This window comes from Gottfriedia acidiceleris (assembly GCF_023115465.1).
In the GTDB taxonomy this organism is placed as follows: domain Bacteria; phylum Bacillota; class Bacilli; order Bacillales; family Bacillaceae_G; genus Gottfriedia; species Gottfriedia acidiceleris_B.
Genome location: NZ_CP096034.1, coordinates 3,874,291 through 3,890,732 on the forward strand (window position 1 = coordinate 3,874,291; position 16,442 = coordinate 3,890,732).

17 protein-coding genes are annotated in these 16,442 nt (G+C 30.9%); 2 read left to right on the top strand and 15 right to left on the bottom strand.

Going from position 1 to position 16,442, the window contains the following annotated elements; genetic code table 11:
* Positions 1–2: 2 nt before the first annotated feature.
* From MY490_RS18340 to MY490_RS18355, 4 genes are all read right to left on the bottom strand, one after another.
* A complete protein-coding gene (locus MY490_RS18340; protein ID WP_248266962.1) occupies positions 3–818 on the bottom strand; it encodes a transporter substrate-binding domain-containing protein in 816 nt (271 codons plus the stop codon).
* Positions 819–847: 29 nt separating this feature from the next.
* Complete coding sequence (gene ssuE, locus MY490_RS18345; protein ID WP_248266963.1) at positions 848–1,393, bottom strand: NADPH-dependent FMN reductase; 546 nt, start codon at positions 1,391–1,393, stop codon at positions 848–850.
* Positions 1,394–1,648: 255 nt separating this feature from the next.
* The gene (locus MY490_RS18350; RefSeq protein WP_432707093.1) at positions 1,649–2,527 is read right to left on the bottom strand and encodes a LysR family transcriptional regulator; all 879 of its coding nucleotides are present in this window, start codon (positions 2,525–2,527) and stop codon (positions 1,649–1,651) included.
* A gap of 397 nt (positions 2,528–2,924) precedes the next feature.
* A complete protein-coding gene (locus MY490_RS18355; RefSeq protein ID WP_248266965.1) occupies positions 2,925–3,299 on the bottom strand; it encodes a hypothetical protein in 375 nt (124 codons plus the stop codon).
* A 527-nt stretch (positions 3,300–3,826) separates the two neighbouring features.
* Here MY490_RS18355 and MY490_RS18360 point away from each other — a divergent pair.
* Positions 3,827–5,077: an MFS transporter gene (locus MY490_RS18360; RefSeq protein ID WP_248266966.1), complete on the top strand. Its 1,251-nt coding sequence runs from the start codon at positions 3,827–3,829 to the stop codon at positions 5,075–5,077.
* A 37-nt stretch (positions 5,078–5,114) separates the two neighbouring features.
* Here MY490_RS18360 and MY490_RS18365 read toward each other — a convergent pair whose 3' ends face one another.
* Complete coding sequence (locus MY490_RS18365; RefSeq protein WP_248266967.1) at positions 5,115–6,248, bottom strand: zinc-dependent alcohol dehydrogenase; 1,134 nt, start codon at positions 6,246–6,248, stop codon at positions 5,115–5,117.
* 327 nt (positions 6,249–6,575) lie between these two features.
* Between MY490_RS18365 and MY490_RS18370 the strand changes: the two genes are divergently transcribed.
* Complete coding sequence (locus MY490_RS18370; RefSeq protein ID WP_248266968.1) at positions 6,576–7,448, top strand: hypothetical protein; 873 nt, start codon at positions 6,576–6,578, stop codon at positions 7,446–7,448.
* Between the two features lie 62 nt (positions 7,449–7,510).
* On the opposite strand, the gene MY490_RS18375 is transcribed toward MY490_RS18370, so the two are convergent.
* The 10 genes from MY490_RS18375 to MY490_RS18420 all read right to left on the bottom strand — a co-directional run bounded on the left by MY490_RS18375 (position 7,511) and on the right by MY490_RS18420 (position 16,375).
* Positions 7,511–8,599 (bottom strand): DNA alkylation repair protein, encoded by a 1,089-nt coding sequence (locus MY490_RS18375; protein WP_248266969.1) that lies wholly within the window; start codon positions 8,597–8,599, stop codon positions 7,511–7,513.
* A 31-nt stretch (positions 8,600–8,630) separates the two neighbouring features.
* Positions 8,631–9,401 carry a hypothetical protein gene (locus tag MY490_RS18380; protein ID WP_248266970.1) on the bottom strand — a complete coding sequence of 257 codons (771 nt, stop codon included), beginning with the start codon at positions 9,399–9,401 and terminating at the stop codon, positions 8,631–8,633.
* Positions 9,382–9,879, bottom strand: coding sequence for an ECF transporter S component (locus tag MY490_RS18385; protein WP_248266971.1), 498 nt, complete (start codon positions 9,877–9,879; stop codon positions 9,382–9,384). Before MY490_RS18385 ends, MY490_RS18380 begins: the two co-directional genes overlap by 20 nt.
* Positions 9,880–9,893: 14 nt before the next feature.
* The gene (locus MY490_RS18390) at positions 9,894–10,493 is read right to left on the bottom strand and encodes a histidine phosphatase family protein (protein ID WP_248266972.1); all 600 of its coding nucleotides are present in this window, start codon (positions 10,491–10,493) and stop codon (positions 9,894–9,896) included.
* Positions 10,490–11,230: an adenosylcobinamide-GDP ribazoletransferase gene (gene cobS / locus MY490_RS18395; RefSeq protein ID WP_248266973.1), complete on the bottom strand. Its 741-nt coding sequence runs from the start codon at positions 11,228–11,230 to the stop codon at positions 10,490–10,492. The genes MY490_RS18390 and cobS overlap by 4 nt, the downstream gene beginning before the upstream one ends.
* A gap of 10 nt (positions 11,231–11,240) precedes the next feature.
* Positions 11,241–11,807, bottom strand: coding sequence for a bifunctional adenosylcobinamide kinase/adenosylcobinamide-phosphate guanylyltransferase (gene cobU / locus MY490_RS18400; protein ID WP_248266974.1), 567 nt, complete (start codon positions 11,805–11,807; stop codon positions 11,241–11,243).
* Positions 11,808–11,870: 63 nt separating this feature from the next.
* Positions 11,871–12,590: a hypothetical protein gene (locus tag MY490_RS18405; protein WP_248266975.1), complete on the bottom strand. Its 720-nt coding sequence runs from the start codon at positions 12,588–12,590 to the stop codon at positions 11,871–11,873.
* A gap of 128 nt (positions 12,591–12,718) precedes the next feature.
* Positions 12,719–13,834, bottom strand: coding sequence for a Ger(x)C family spore germination protein (locus tag MY490_RS18410; RefSeq protein WP_248266976.1), 1,116 nt, complete (start codon positions 13,832–13,834; stop codon positions 12,719–12,721).
* Positions 13,835–13,842: 8 nt separating this feature from the next.
* Complete coding sequence (locus tag MY490_RS18415; protein WP_248266977.1) at positions 13,843–15,309, bottom strand: spore germination protein; 1,467 nt, start codon at positions 15,307–15,309, stop codon at positions 13,843–13,845.
* Positions 15,281–16,375 carry a GerAB/ArcD/ProY family transporter gene (locus tag MY490_RS18420; RefSeq protein WP_248266978.1) on the bottom strand — a complete coding sequence of 365 codons (1,095 nt, stop codon included), beginning with the start codon at positions 16,373–16,375 and terminating at the stop codon, positions 15,281–15,283. The genes MY490_RS18415 and MY490_RS18420 overlap by 29 nt, the downstream gene beginning before the upstream one ends.
* Positions 16,376–16,442: the final 67 nt, after the last annotated feature.

Below are 16,442 nucleotides of genomic sequence, written 5' to 3' on the forward strand. Positions count from 1 at the left end.
CTTTAATTTGCTGTAAAATCAGCACCTAACCACTTTTGGCTTAATTTAGCAAGTGTTCCGTCAGCTTTTATTTTTAATAGTGCTTCGTCAATTGCATCTGCTAATTTTTGATCTTTTGTATCATTTTTTCTAAAGGCAAATAATACATCAGCCTCTGTTAAAGCTGGCCCTACTGCTTTCAATTCGCCTTTTGGATCAATCAAAGATAAGGTAAAATCTGCAGAGACTGTAGCATCTACACGCCCTGATATAATTTGTTGAACAGTGTCATTTGCTCCACCATTTTGATAAACAATTTTAATTGCGTTATTATGCTCTTTATTATAATTTTCAAGAATTTGTGCTTCTGCACTTGTAGCTGTTGTTAATACCTTTTTGCCTTTTAAGTCATCAATTGATTGAATTGAATTATTACCTTTTGCAACAACGATCTTATTTTTCCAATGCGCATAAGATTCTTTGTTAAATAAATACTTCTCTTCCCTCTCTGGATTTTTTTCAATTTCGTGTGCCACAAAATCTATTTTCTTAGTTTCTAGACTTAACAATAAGCTTGAAAATTCATATGTTTTTAAATCAAACTTGTATTCTGGTAATCTTTTATCAACTTCTTTTACAAGTTCAACATCAAAGCCAGTTAGATTTCCATTTTTATCGATAAAGCATACATTTGGAAATTGTGTACCAGTACCTACAACAATTCTTTGAACTTTTGAACCAGTAGCTGTTGCTGCCTCTTTATCATTATTTTTTAAAGCAAATGTAATGATTAAAACAACGACTGCCAAGGATACAAGTGTAATAACAAACTTTTTCATTCTCAATTCCTCATTTCTGATAATTTTTTTTAGGGTCTTACTGCTAGCCAAATTAACTCTTCTGATAATTCTTCAGTTGCTTTATTTAGTCTTTCTGTTAATTCATTAGATAATGAAAAATAATTTTGATAATCTCTTATTACCCAATCATCAATTGCATAAACACCAGTAACAAAATGATTTCCCCCAAGAACAGAGAGAACTGGTTTTAATGCATAATCTAAACTCAGTAAATGGGCAATTGTTCCTCCGATGAAGATTGGAAGAACAACTTTATTTTTCAAGCCATTCTGAGGAATTAAATCTAAAAAAATTTTTAATAAACCTGAATAGGAAGCCTTATAGACTGGTCCTGCGATAACAACCCCAATCGAATTCTCAATTTTATTAAGGGCTTCTTTAATTTCTTCATTATTAAGATCGCTCTTAATTAAAGCTTCCGTTGGCAAATCCCTAATATTTACTTGACATACTTTAATCCCTACATTAGTCCACTTTTCTTTTACAAATTGGAGTATGCCATTCAATTTTGAGTTTGGTGATGAGCTTGCAGAAATTATGACAATATCTTTCAACGTGATCCCCCCTTTTTAAAAACCAACATTCCTTATAGGTTAACTAGGAATTAATTGTTATAAACTTTATCACTGACAGAATATTTAGTCAACGTAATTTCCAATAGAACTTTTCTATCGTTTTATTAAATATTTGAATTAGCTCGTTAACTTTATAGTTTCCATATGTACGATATAGTTGATTGTCAATTGAGAATACCCCCAATTCTTATATTTAGTTTTATTTTTAGCTTGTTAAAAAACAAAAAGAGTTGGCTATTTCACCAACTCTTTGCTTAATTCAACTATTTCATTCATTAAATCTGTATACTCTCCACGATTACAGAAAATATTTGTTTGAAGAAAAATTCCCTTTGTTTCTTCAATATGTATTGGGTATAGTATTCCTTCTTTAACTTCTTTTTTCACACTGATACTAGGTAAGAAAGCAATTCCAAATTGTTCTATAATAAGTTTTTTTGACATCTCCGAGCTATCAGTATGAATCCTAATATTTGGAGGAGCCTCTAGATTTTCAAATAATCGATGAATTCTAAGCCAATCTAATGAACCGCATTCAAAGAAAATAAGATTTTCCTGAGCAATATCTTGAATTGTGATCGATTTTTTTGAAATAAACGGATGATCTTTATAAACATAAAGCGTAATTGGATCTTCAAATAATTTAATTGATTGTAAGCTAGGGTGACTAGTTTTCCGAACAAAACCTATATCAATTTCATTATTTAACACTTTATTAATTAATTCATCACTCTTACCTGTAATAACTTTATAATGTAAATCTTCTTTACTTACCGAAAGTTTTGGCAAAATTTCTGAAATAACATAGTTTGAAACCGAAACAGTGGAGCCAATTTTCAATTCATTATTGTGTGATTTTTTTTGATTAACGTGCATCTTCCCTTTTTCGTAAATATGAACTAATTGTTGAGCATATGGTAAGAAGCGCTTACCCTCTTCTGTTATATTAATTTGTTTACCCGTTCGGTGAAAAAGCTGACAATTTAATTCTCTTTCTAACGATTGGATTCTAGCCGTAACAGTTGGTTGTGACAGAAAAAGTGATTCTGCAGCTTTGTTAAAGCTACCATAGTGAATTACATGGATAAACGCTTCTATATTTTCAATATTAATTTCTTTCACACCCTTAAATAACAATTTAGTTATATACATTAAATATTCATCTTTATTCCATTCGGTGGATTCTATATTACTATTCATTTAAATAAAAAATATCATTAATAAGTCTATTAGAAATTATTATTTTTATATTTTAATCTTTACATATTCTTTGAAGCTTCTTAAATTCCTTTTTATTTACTACCTTTAGAACATTTAAAGCTGATAAAATGAAATTTTTATGTACAACATTATAAATAACTATTCAAAAGGATTAAAAGAAAACCCAAGTTCTTATATAGAACTCAGGCTCTTTAGAGGGGGCTAAACTGTTACACAGACTCCCTGTTATACGATAAATTAATTTTTTAAAATAACGTAAGTACCAAAATAGTAAATTTTAAATTAAAAGTTACGATAACTTAATTTTTCGGACTACTTGTATCTTGACGTGTTTAGGTATATCACCTTTAATCGTCACTTCTCCATTCGATAAAGGAATTTTTGCTCCCCATCCATTTTTAAATTTTTTGATTTTTACTCGAATTAATCTTATTTCCACTTGACCTAATCCAGATTTGTTTTTTACTTCTAATTCTGGTGTTTTTGCATTACCAATATTATGTAGAAGTAGTTTTACCCTAATTAGAGGTTCTTGATCGCTTTTTACGATTACATATGCGTTTCCTTGTTCATCCTCTTTAAATTGGTCGTAGGTTACTGAAAAGCCTTTTGTACTTAAGTAAATTTCTCCATCATCATTTACTTTGTAAACTGGTGAAAACATATGTCTCTTCTCCTTGCCGTATATTGTTCATATGTAAATAAAGAAATCTTGTTGGCCAGCCTTTTAAAGCGAAGTCAGAAACGTAGGTGCACTTTATTCCTAGAATTGGCTACTACATCGACTACTCATCATCGCTGCCAACTTATACTTCCTTAAAGTGCAATAAAAAATTGACGATGAAATAATTAAATTATTTTTACGTCAATTCTAATCTTAGTATGGCTTAACTATTTAAAAATGTTCTTTCCAATATTTAATATGTTAAAAATATAGTTCTTATCACATCAGACAGATTATTCTAGTTTATTAAATATTATTCGAAAATGCAATTTTAAAACCCTGAAATTAATATCTAATTTTTGGAAATTTCCGTTCAAAATAAAGCCATTATTTTACATTAAAACTTGGTTCTAAAACATAGAATTTAATGAATAAATATGCTATTGTTCTAATGAATTATTTAAAAATTTAAAATCGAATATTTTATCGAAATTATGAAATTTAACAAAAGGAAGAAGGAACGTCAGTTGATTTACAGTAAACAAGATGTGCTACACAATGAATTCCAGAGCATTAAAAATGGAGCTGCATCTACAATCGCAATCAGTTTATCAAATAATTATTTTATATTGTTTGCTATTGCAATTTTAGGTGCTACCAATTATCAAGTTGGTTTAATTTCTTCCTTACCTTCAATCGTCGGAATGGCCGCCATGCTCCCAGCTGCTTTTATTGTTAATAAGTTAGAAGAAAAAAGAAAATTCACTGCCTACTCCATTTTCTTTACACGTTTTTTTCTATTAATAATGGTTTTTCTTCCATTTATTAAATCAGAGCATATCTCATGGTTTTTTGTTATTTTAATTGCATTAATGAATTTTCCTGGTACATTTCTAAATCTAAGCTGGCAGGCATTTATAGGTGATTTAATTCCAGCAGATCGTCGAAACACATTTTTTGGCAATCGAAATAGAATACTGACCTTTACGGGAATGATTGTAACGCTTGTAGCAGGAATATGTATGAAATCCATTAGCCCAAAAAGTGCTCTTCCGTATCAATTACTTTTTTTATTTGCATTTATATTTGGAATGATCGAGTTCTTTTATCTATTGAAACATAAAGAGGAGAAGCAAAAAATTGAAATTTCTAATCATTATTCTCCTTTTTCAAAACATCTTTTTCAGTATAAACCATATATCTCATTTTTAGTTTGTGCATTATTTTTTAACTTTGCGTGGCAAATGGCATGGTCTTTATTTTCGATCTATCAAATAAGATTTGCTCATGCAACTGCTTTTTGGATTAGTTTATTTACTGTAAGCAACCAACTTTCACAAATTGTTAGTTTTCGTTGGTGGGCAAAGATGGCGAATCGTTACAGTAATACTCAATTATTAATTTGGATTTCAATCGGAATGGCATCTGCACCTATTTTAAATATTTTATCAACTAATTATGTATACTTATTTTTCGTAAACTTTACATCCGGATTTTTTGTATCTGGTACAGTTTTAATATTATTTAATAGCTTACTAGATGCTACAGAAGAAGAACATCGCACTTCCTATATTGCCAATTATAATTTCCTACTTTCAATCGTTGCTTTCATCGCTCCACAATTTGGTGTTTTTTTACTTGAATCCTTCAGTATGAATATTGCGATGATTATTTCAACGATATTCAGAGGATTGGCTGGAGTATTTTTTGGAGTGATGGCCTATAAAATGGCACATTCGAAACAATTAGATTATAAGCAAAATAAAATATCTCTCTAGATAAATCTAAAGGAGTTCAAAATTGAACTCCTTTTATTTATGGCTTCAAAACCACTTTAATACAATTATCTTCTTTATTATTAAAAATATGATAGGCATGATCTGCTTCATCTAAAGATAATTTATGCGTAATAATTTTGGTCGGGTCAATATTTTCACTTGTAATTTGTTCATATAAGTGTGGCATATAATGTCTTGCCGGAGCTTGCCCCATTTTTATATTTACATTTCTACTGAAAAATGCACCCAAAGGAAACGCATTATAGTTCCCACCGTAAACTCCTGTGATTTGAACAGTTCCACATTTTTTAACAGCCTTTGTAGCAATTTGAATTGGTCCTAATGTTCCACCTTGTAATTTCATTTTCTGTTCAATAAATTCCAACGGTGATTTCTTCCCATCCATACCAACACAATCAATGACAACATCCGCTCCACCTTTTGTTATCTCTTTTAAGGTTTCACCCATATCTGGATCTTTCGAAAAATCATAAGTCTCTGTTTTATTCATCTTTTTTGAATGCTCTAATCGGTAATCGATATAATCTACTGCAATAACTCTTTTTGCACCTTTTTTCCAGGCAAACTCTTGAGCCATTAACCCAACTGGACCGCATCCTAATACAATGACTGTATCTCGTTCTTTGACCCCTGCATTTTCAACACTCCAATATGCAGTTGGTAGTACATCTGAGAGAAACAGTAGATGATCATCATCTAATTCACAGTTTTCTGGTATTTTAAACGGAGTATAATTGCCAAACGGTACCCTTAAATACTCTGCTTGTCCACCTGGATAATCTCCAAACTTGGAAGTATAGCCAAAATAACCACCTGAATCATAATGTGGATTCGAGTTATCGCACTGACTTTGTAAACCATGATTACAATATGGACAAGTTCCGCAAGCTACTGTAAATGGAATTACGACTCGATCTCCTTTATTTAAATTAGTAACACCTGGACCAACTTCTTCAACTATTCCCATCGGCTCATGTCCTATAATATAGCCTTCTTTTATTGGAAAATTACCTTGATATAGGTGAAGGTCAGAACCACAAATTGCTGTTGATGTTATTTTAATTATGACATCATCTTTATGTTGAATTTTTGGATCATCTACTTTAATCGTTTTTACATTATAATGCCCTTGATAAGTAACCGCTCGCATAATACGCCTCCTAATTTAGGTCATTTTTATAGCGTTACCTTAAGGAGTATTAGTATGTAATAATTAATAAAAAAACCTACCATTCTTTCGTTAAAAAATGAAATAAAAAAAGTAACCCCTTGCAGACTGTAATTAAACTTCTTGCCCAATGCTCTTTTATAGGCAACAGAATGACTGTAAAATCATACTTTAATTAATGTGATATTAATTTAATTGACCCTATTAGATGTTACTGATTTTTTTTGTAAAATTAGCTATTCTTGAAGATTCAAATCCAAATGAATTTGATACTATTATAATTAGTACGATTTAGGAAAGGATACTGATATGACTATAGATTATCGTTTTTATGAGAGTCCAACAGATCTTGACTTGCAGTTTGATTTTTGGAATAAGATGACCAAATCTCTTCCCTATGCCTGGAAACCAACTTTATCTCCAAAATTATTTGAACAACAATCTGAATTTAATGAAAAATCTAGATGTTTTGCTTTTGATGGAGATCAGCTTGTCGGTTATATGAGTTTCTCTGGTAAAGGAGAGTTTGTTTCACTAGGTTATCCATGGGTATTACCTGAATATGAGGATACTGTGCGGGATGAATTATTTGAAAGAGTTTATCAATTTGCTGTTAGTGAGGAATACGGTGGAAAACTATTTGCACAGCGATTTAGAGGACAGTGGTCAAAACATATAGACTACTTCTTATCAAAAGGCTTCAACATTACCAATCGTACTCAAATAGTTGGAGCGCATTATCCACTTCTTGTAAAAACAATCCAAAGCATTCCTGGATTTTCGTATGAGATAAAAGATCAATTTCAATTTAATGCTTGGAAAGATTTAAAAATGAAGCAACAAATTCTTACTAACGAACAAGTTGCCATGATGAATGAGTATTATAGCTCAATTGAATTCGACTATGCAGTTGAATGTAAGCTAGAAAATCAAGTGATTGCCTATTTTGGTATGACAATACGACCAGATACTGGGTATTCAGAAATATTAGCTGTTGCTCATACTGAAGCAGCTATACCTTATTTTTATGATATAATGTCGATTATCCATAATGAAAACATCAATCGAAATGTTACAGCTGTTACAATCACTAAGTCACAAATTCCTAAAAGTGTGTTACAAGAAAAACTTGGATTTACTCCATTAACTGAAGATGTGATGATGCACAAGAGACATGGATAAGTGAATAAAAAGATAGGTGAGCTGAAAACATAGAGAGATTCCAAAAAATTGGAATCTCTTTTTTATTTTACCGTAAAGTCATACGTTCCACTTTCCACTCCATTGATTAGTAGTGTGATACTATGTTGACCTGGATAGTGTTTTCTTGTTGATAAGTTTTTGAAAGAGAGTGTTCTGTTGTATGTAAATGTTTTGCCACTTTCAATTGTGTTTTCGGATATTTTAAAGATTTTTCTTGTACGATTTCCTTTTGATTTTACATAATCAATTGCGAATTCGATTCTAAGTTTTGTGGCTGTCGGTTCGTTACTATGAATCATAAAAGAAAAGTTTAAGTCTCCACCAATTTCTATATTGTCTGAATGTAATTGGAATTGGTCGATATGGATTGCTTTTGCCGTTTGGAATCCAAAAATCGTTAAAGCTTCTATATTACCATTTTTTAATAGGGTTCTACATGCGTGCTTTATAATCCAATTGGTATGTGGATTTTTACCGTACCATTCTTTCGCAATTTTTAATACTAGCGTTGGGTGATCTTTAGAAATATCATTTAAATTATTTGCTACACTTTTTCGAACATATAGTGACTCATCTTCCTTTAAGTTTTCTAGAATCGGAAGAATTGGAGTTGGGTCTTTTTTTAGACTTTTTAGAACCATCCCCCACGGTAATTTGGGTCTGCATCCTTCACTTGCAAGCCTTCTTACATGTTCATCTGGATGAGTAGACCATTTTAGCATTTGTGTCATCATTCGTTCTTGGTCTTGTACAATAAACGGTCTAACAGCAAATTCTGATGTTGAGTGCTGTGTAAATATTTCTAGAGCTTCCATAGATTTTATCCAATGCTCTAAGCCGTACACTTCAACAAAATCAGGAAAAAAAATACTACTTAATTGTCCCTTTGGAAATTTATCTAATATACTTCTTAAAATATCTATTGATTTTTCATATTTGTTTGGAAGTGTCTCTCCCAAACAAATCGTAATCTGTCTCATTCTTTCCTTTAATGTTTTTTCATCCCAGTTTCCATTGAATACTTTATCCATAAAAGTTTCACGATTAAAATCTGTATAAACGGTGATTATTTCGTTTGCGATTTTTGAAATTAAATCGTAGTTATATACATTTTTCAAAGCATCTGCCATTTTAGTTCTCCAATCATTTCATTTCAAACTATTAAACAATCTCACCTAATAAAGTAATTGGCTGTGTGATTTGTCTTTTTAATTCTTCAATAGCACCATGTTTAATAATTGCTAGTGCGCATGTCGCTGGACCAGCTGATTTATGTAACGGAATACAAGATTGATTCAATAATTTTATATCGATATTATTCGTTTCCATCAATAGATTCAATTCATACTGAACGCCCTTTGAACCAATTGGTAATAAATCAGAGACATCTTCGCAATTAGTTAATTGCTTTAATGAATTAAAATTAATGATTTCATTTTTATTTTCATTTAAATCCTCTAATACCTCATTTCCTACTTTTGGATATCCAATTAATATTACAATGTCACCTGAAATGACTTCTTTTCGATTAAACGGATTATAAATTTCTCCCATTAAAGTAATTCCTAAACCTGTTTGTTTTGTTGGGATATTTTCTTCTGTACTTCCAGTAATATTTATTTCTAAGTTGTCTTCATAAAAATCAGCTTCATTATATTCGTTAATTGCTTTTTCAATCCCGTATATTATTCGCTTACCTCTTCCGTTCATTTCTACACATAAAGTATTGATTAATACCGTTGGCTTAGCGCGAAATGCTAATGTTTCAACTAAACATACTTTCGCCGTTAAATAACCTACAATTTCTTCATCAACTTTTATGAGATCTAGCTCACTCATCCCTATTCCACCGCAGCTATCACAAGCAATTGTAAAATAACGATTCCCATCTATTTGCATTAAAGTTAGATCTCTATATTTTAAAATTTGCACGTTTCATCACCTTTTGAAGTATAAATGCTAAAACAATATTTGCTGCTGAAGCTATAGTCAATGGCACAACCATTAAGATAAAAAAACTACTAATAGTCTTTGCTGTAAACGAGTGATTCAAATAAGCAATTAATAGACTACTTAATAAAGTTGCCACTGGACCATTTAAAATAATTGCCACGACCATTGCTATGTATTGATTCATTTTTTTAAATAATACGCCAAATAACCAAACAATCACAAGCATTTGTATTGCGATAAATAGATGCACTGGTACTGTAAATGGAAAACCAGAAGTAATTGCGGTAAGAAGATGACCTAGTGCCCCTACAATCCCGCCTGCAATCGGAGAAATTAACATAGCTGCTAGAAAAGCTGGCAAAGAATCAAATGCAATAGAATAGACTATTTTTATATTAGACAGTACAGCACTTAATGCGATAAATAATGAAAGTAAAACAATTCTTTTTGTGTTCAAGTTTCTCCATCCTCTTAATTTAGTTGAATGATATTTTTCAAAAATCCAAAACCATCATTATACTCAATTTCAATAATACATCCATTACTCGTATAAAATTTCCAGAAATGATTTAAATCTAGGTGAAGTAAATTTAAGAGTAGTAACTTCATAATCCCACCATGTGATACTACTATTACATCTTCGTTTTTTGATCTAATGTCATGACAAAATGTATTAACTCTTTCTGCACATTGCTTTAAGCTTTCCCCATTCGGAATTTGAAAATGAATCAAATCTTCATTCCACTTTTCTACAACTTCAGGCACTTCATTTAAAAGATCAGTATATGTTTTCCCTTCAAATAGCCCAAAATTTGTCTCTTGTAACCGATGATCAATGATTTTCGATTCTCCTATTAAATCTTCAATCGCATCACTTAATAAAGTGCATCTACGAAGTGGACTTGAATACAAAGTATAGCGTGAAGTAGGTTCAATCATTTTCGTAAACTGGGTTATCACACCATCTATTTGACTTAAGCCTTTTTCTGTTAAATCAAAATCAGTCATTCCAGCATAAACCTTTTTTCTATTTCCAATGCTTTCTGTATGTCTAATTAAAAATATTCTCATACTAATCTCTCACCTATAACAGCAAAAATTAAAAAGCATAATTGGGAAACTTCAATTGTAAATCCAATTACATCTCCTGTAATTCCATCAAGTTTTTGATTGATTCTTTTCGTTACAAAAGTAATAAAAATAAACGTGAGACATATCGCAAAAACAATGGCCATTTCATTGATATATACACTACTTACACAAATAAGTAACAAGTATGTAATTAGAACAAATAATGAATTAGATTTTTTGGCTTCGATTATAAATTGACTTCCAAATCCTTCATTTCTAGCATAAGTACTTATTCTGCATGTGAATAAGGCAATGCATCTCCCAATTATCGGAAATATAAAAATAACAAATGTTGTACTCTTTGATAAAAATAACCAATCTCCTAAAAATAAAACAATTAAGGAGATTACCCCAAATGCGCCAATGCGACTATCTTTCATAATTTCTAGTATTCTTTCTTTTGAACGATGACTAAAAATTCCATCTGACGTGTCAGCTACTCCATCAAAATGTAATCCACCTGTTAAGAATAAATAGACTAATAGAATAAGAAATGCACTGGATTCTTTGTCCAAAACTAATGATATTCCAGTATTCAAACTAACAAGTATTAAACCAAATAACATACCTACTAATGGAACCAATCTAATTCCTTTTCCTAGTTCGGCTTCAATAAAATCGTAATTTTTAACCGGTATGGTTGAAAAAAAACTGATGATCATTTTAAATCGATTCATATTTGTACTCCTACTTTATTCTTAATGGTATACCAGCTGTAACGAGTATAACTTCTTCTGCTCTTGAAGCAATTTTTTGATTTATACGCCCAGCAATATCTCTAAAAATCCTTCCTAATCGATAAGATGGAACTAGTCCATATCCTACCTCGTTCGTTACAATTATTAATGTCTTACTATGCTGATCACACATGTCAATCAACTCGTTCACTACAACTTCTATATCAAACTCTAGCTTGTTTATTTCCTCGTTATCAATTGTTTCAAAATCAACATCAGTATACTGATCAAACATTAAATTTGTCACCATAACTGTCATACAATCTAATAAGACATACTTCGATTGTATAAATTTTTCATGCGTTTTTAGTTGATTAAAATGTTTATAGCGCTCAATGGTATGCCAATTGTTCGGACGATCTTCTTGATGTCTTTTAATTCTTTCATTCATATCTCCGTCAAATGGTATTGCTGTAGCAATATAAACTACATCATTTGAATTTGTTTGTAACTCCTTTATTCGTCTTTCGGCATAGGAACTCTTTCCACTACGGGCCCCACCAATAATTAGAATCAACGTCTTCACCTCCACGTATAAAATAATTTACCTTAATTAAAGGATCGCAATATCTTGTCCTAATTATCCTAACTCTCCAAGTACAAATAAACCAACTAACAAAATGATTATTAATATAACTGAACCAATTATTTTCTTCATACTAGGTCTCGAACCATCTTTTAAAACTCTTAACCCAAGTGGTACAAGTGAAATGCAAAGTGCCAATGTAGCTACAATAGAAAATGGAGTTGTACCTTTTAGAACGCCTAGTGGTAATGAACTCATAAGTCCTAACAGTATAGAACGAGTTAACCCCAATACATTCGCACGATATGAGCCAATAGCTAAAATAATCCAGCCAAACATAATTAAAGGGGATAGACTATGAAATATATGAAACGCTCCATAAGATTGTTCCATAACTTTTGTAGCGGTGTCCACACCTAAAATTCGAACCATTTGAAAAGCTAGATGATCGACTCCAGCATGAAATGTACGAGCAAAAAGGCCAAATATCGCAAAACTGCCTCCCCATACTGCCCAATTTGGCTTTTTTATACTGATTAATCTACAAAGTGAGATAACTGCTGGCCACAATAGAACATTCCCGGCAATAAAGAAACTATAAGATAAAAATAATAAAGTTGGATGAGCCTTGTATGCTTCAAGCTGATTGGGAAAGAAGAAATGAAATCTACTTCTTAAAATGACACCTATCAGCATAAGACTTGGACCTAATATTAGAGAGGACCCACCTAACCAACGACCTGGAAACCAATTATCTTTTACTCTTTCATTCATAGCCATACTCCTTTTATTTAGTTCATTTCTATCATAATTCATTTTTCATAAAAATGAGCATAAAAAAGAAGGTCGTTTCCATAAAAATCAACCTTCTTTTTACAATCTTTTTCTTTTCTGAATCACGTTCATCTTTTATAAGATTTAGTACCAATAATATGTACTTTTACTTTTATATCTTTTATTGAATTAGCATTAACTGAATTCAAGGTTTTTATATCCCATTCTTTTCGATTAAATCGGTAAGCCTTTTCCGAAATATTGAGAAGATCTGCATGAAGCTCTTCTCCTTTTTTAATTGTTGATAAAATTTGCTTTTTCATTTCATTTCTTATTATAGAAGTCATTTTCTTTATACTTAAATTATTCTCGTTTTCTAAAACCGCAACTTTTGTTTTTATGTTAATAATGTATTTTGGCTTCTTACCACCACGCATTACTTTCACTGAGCCCCTTGAGCTTCTTATTTCGATATTTAATTTATCTTTTTTAACTAAAAGTGGCATATGATCATTTTCTTGATGAAAAAAATCTAAAGATCTAACATCATTTATTGTTACTAGACCTTTATATTTTTGTCGAGAGAGAACATAAGCACCGTTAATATAGGCAACCTTATCTTTTGTTTTTTCTTTAAAATTCGTTTCATCAATATCTAATGAAGGAATCAAAATTGTTCCCACAGGCTGATAATACCTTGAAATCAACTGATGAAATTTTAAGCTTAAAAGGATTAGACTCCCCCTACTCTTTTCATCTGGATTAGATACTACTGTATATAAAAAAGGTAAATTAAAAAAATTTTGACTTGAAAAAATATCCTTAATATCTCGATTGGTACCAAAAATCCACATTGTATACCTTAATAACGGTCTGCCGTTAATAAATGAATTAATATCTTTCATTTTTTCACTAATTGCCGAGTTACTTAAAATTACACTATTTACATGACCATAATATAATGGTATAGGTGAAATTTCATCTAATTTATTAAATGCTGACTGTAGACTTTTCCCAGTTGATTGTCCGACTAATGGTGGTGCAGGAACTTGTAAATTTCCGCTTTCTTGCTTGGCAATATTCGAATAGTTGAGTGCCTGAATCGTGACAATATATTGATTGTTTTTATAGTCAATCCCTATACTTGTTACCATTGTTTGATCGTTAATCGTACGACTTCCCCAACATCCTGTCAAAATGAATAATTGAAAGACCATCAATGTGGTGATTAATACTTTTTTCATCGTATATTTCACTTCCTTTGACGGTCTTTATCGATCGGATGGAGTGATTGATTTCTATTCTTCTTATACTTTTGAGGTAATTTGATCAATACATTTAAAAAGTCAGATTTACTCGGTACAGAAAAAACAGGAATAAAAGGTTGTCCAAAGCTTTCTAATGAGACAACCATAGTAATAAGTAGAAAAAAGCTTGTAAAAAAGCCGATTAACCCTAATATAGACGATAAAAATAAGACAAAAAAACGAAGGATTACAATATTACCTGAAATATTTTGGTTAATTAATGTATAGCCTGAAATGACAGTTAAAGCTATGACTACAAGCATTGCAGGTGATGTTAGACCTGCCCGGATCGCAGCATCGCCAATAAATAATCCCCCTAGAACAGCTACTGTTTGTCCTACTGCTTTTGGTAATCGTATACCTGCTTCTTTAAATAATTCGAAAAAAACTAGCATTAAAACTGCTTCTTGTGATGCTGAAAATGGTAATCCATTTCTAGAAGTAGCAATCGTTGCAAGAAATGGATAAGGTATTTGATCTAAATGATATGTCAATAATGCTATATAAAAGCCGGGTAAGAAAATGGTCGTCAATACAGCAAGAATTCTGAGATACCTGACTACATTCATATAAAAAAAGCTTGCATGTATATCTTCAGGTGAATAAATAAGCTGATTTAAATTTGTCGGTCCTATTAAACAAGTTGGATTTCCATCAACGATTACTGCAAACCTTCCTTGATTTAATGATTGTGCAACGAAATCAGGTCTACCTATATTATCTAAAAGCGGAAAAATCGAAAATGGTTGATCATATAATGCTTCTTCAATTTCATAGCTACTTACAATTGCGTCTTTTTTTATAGAACTTAAACGCTGTTTAACATCAGATAATATTGAAGGATTAATAATGTCTTCAATATAGGTTAATAAAACTTTTGTACGGCTTCGTTCACCAATTGTATATTCAATACTTTTTAATGTTGATGTTTTAAGTCTTTGACGAATTAATGCCATATTATCTGAAATATTTTCTACAAAACCGTCTCTAGGTCCACGAATTGAAGTTTCTAAATTAGATTCCTCTGGCGTTCGTTTTGGAAGATTTGCTACAGAAATAAAAAATATATCATTTAAATAAGAACTAAAAATTACTAGGGCGCCAGAAAATAAGTTTTCTTCAACTTCTAATTTAAGATTAGATACTGTTTGTAACCTCTTTGTTTCAACTAGATTACTTACTAACTCAAAATTAAACTTTTTTTCCCGATTTATTATCTGAAACATATCATTAATAATTTGATTACTAAATTGAATATCAATCAAATTTGGACAAAACATGACAATTACGTAATGGAGCACTTCACCTTCTTTATACGATTTCGTTCTGAAATCAATATCCGATGAATGATTAAAACATTCCATAAACTCTAGTAGATTTAGGTTATTTAAAGTTGCCGATTCTTTTGCCATACTGAATCACCTTCAATTTTGAAATAGCTAAGAATAGTAAAAGAGTAAAAAGTAAAAAAATTAAATTTATAGGAAAATAGTAGTGTTGCAAAAAATAATAAAATGATGTTGCATTCCAAGGAATCATTACAGCTACCGATACCAAAAGAGACAATGCAGGTAAGCTCCATTTTTTCCGTCCACTGTAATTAATAATGTAATTTGCAATAAATAGATTTAAGCTGATTCGAATAAAAGCTCCTGATAACCACTGAAAAATTGAAAAGAAATCCAATCTAGTAATATTCACACCTAGCGTTAGAAGTTTCCATTGCTCATAAACAGGATTTCTCATTTTTTCTGCCTCATGTGATCCAAATTCCATTATCGCTCCTGTCAAAGGTCCCAAAATTAACATTAACAATATGAAACTTACTAAAATTAACCATTTTACTTTTACTTTATCCTTTAAAAAAGAGTTTAAAAATAAAAGTAAAATAATTTCAAAAAATCCTGAACAAGTATAGATAAAGCCATGAAAAAAATCATGATATCCTTTTTCAAAAATAGGAAATAATAAGCCGTAATCTTTGTTCTTAATATTCCCTATACCCACTAAGAAACCAAACAAAACAACAAATGGTAAAACTAAAAATGCAACGGTTGCAATTGTACGAATTCCTTTTAATGCTGCATAAAAGCAGATCAGAGAAATTAAAAATACTACGACAATATCTGGAATGTCTTCTGTATAGTTAAGATTTGCCCAAATAAGTGTAAATCGAAAAGCAACCAAAGCTGATAATAGAAAATAAACTACAAAAATTGATGAGAATAGATAAGCTAATGGTTTATACATCACTTTAAACATTAAAGATACAACGTCTTCATTATTAAACTTTTTATACAAATAAAAAACTAAAGTCGTCCAAATCACAAAAGGGAGAATACTAGCGACCACCGTTATCCATGAATCTCGAAGAGCAGAGGTTAAAACACTAGGCACGATAAACACATGTAACATAAATCCCGTAGACATAATAAGTAAGATATAAATATGAACTGAATAAATAAACTTTTTATTCATAAAAAGTCTCCCTAGAAATCCTTTATTTCTTTAAGTTACCCGAAATGCAATCATTTATGTATATATT

Coding starts and splice junctions, on each gene's coding strand:
- MY490_RS18390 (WP_248266972.1), bottom strand. CDS start 10,493: ATGAGAATATTTTTAATTAGACATACAGAAAGCATTGGAAATAGAAAA.
- MY490_RS18405 (WP_248266975.1), bottom strand. CDS start 12,590: ATGAATGAAAGAGTAAAAGATAATTGGTTTCCAGGTCGTTGGTTAGGT.
- MY490_RS18355 (WP_248266965.1), bottom strand. CDS start 3,299: ATGTTTTCACCAGTTTACAAAGTAAATGATGATGGAGAAATTTACTTA.
- MY490_RS18410 (WP_248266976.1), bottom strand. CDS start 13,834: ATGAAAAAAGTATTAATCACCACATTGATGGTCTTTCAATTATTCATT.
- MY490_RS18420 (WP_248266978.1), bottom strand. CDS start 16,375: ATGAATAAAAAGTTTATTTATTCAGTTCATATTTATATCTTACTTATT.
- MY490_RS18415 (WP_248266977.1), bottom strand. CDS start 15,309: ATGGCAAAAGAATCGGCAACTTTAAATAACCTAAATCTACTAGAGTTT.
- MY490_RS18370 (WP_248266968.1), top strand. CDS start 6,576: ATGACTATAGATTATCGTTTTTATGAGAGTCCAACAGATCTTGACTTG.
- MY490_RS18365 (WP_248266967.1), bottom strand. CDS start 6,248: ATGCGAGCGGTTACTTATCAAGGGCATTATAATGTAAAAACGATTAAA.
- MY490_RS18340 (WP_248266962.1), bottom strand. CDS start 818: ATGAAAAAGTTTGTTATTACACTTGTATCCTTGGCAGTCGTTGTTTTA.
- MY490_RS18375 (WP_248266969.1), bottom strand. CDS start 8,599: ATGGCAGATGCTTTGAAAAATGTATATAACTACGATTTAATTTCAAAA.
- cobS (WP_248266973.1), bottom strand. CDS start 11,230: ATGAATCGATTTAAAATGATCATCAGTTTTTTTTCAACCATACCGGTT.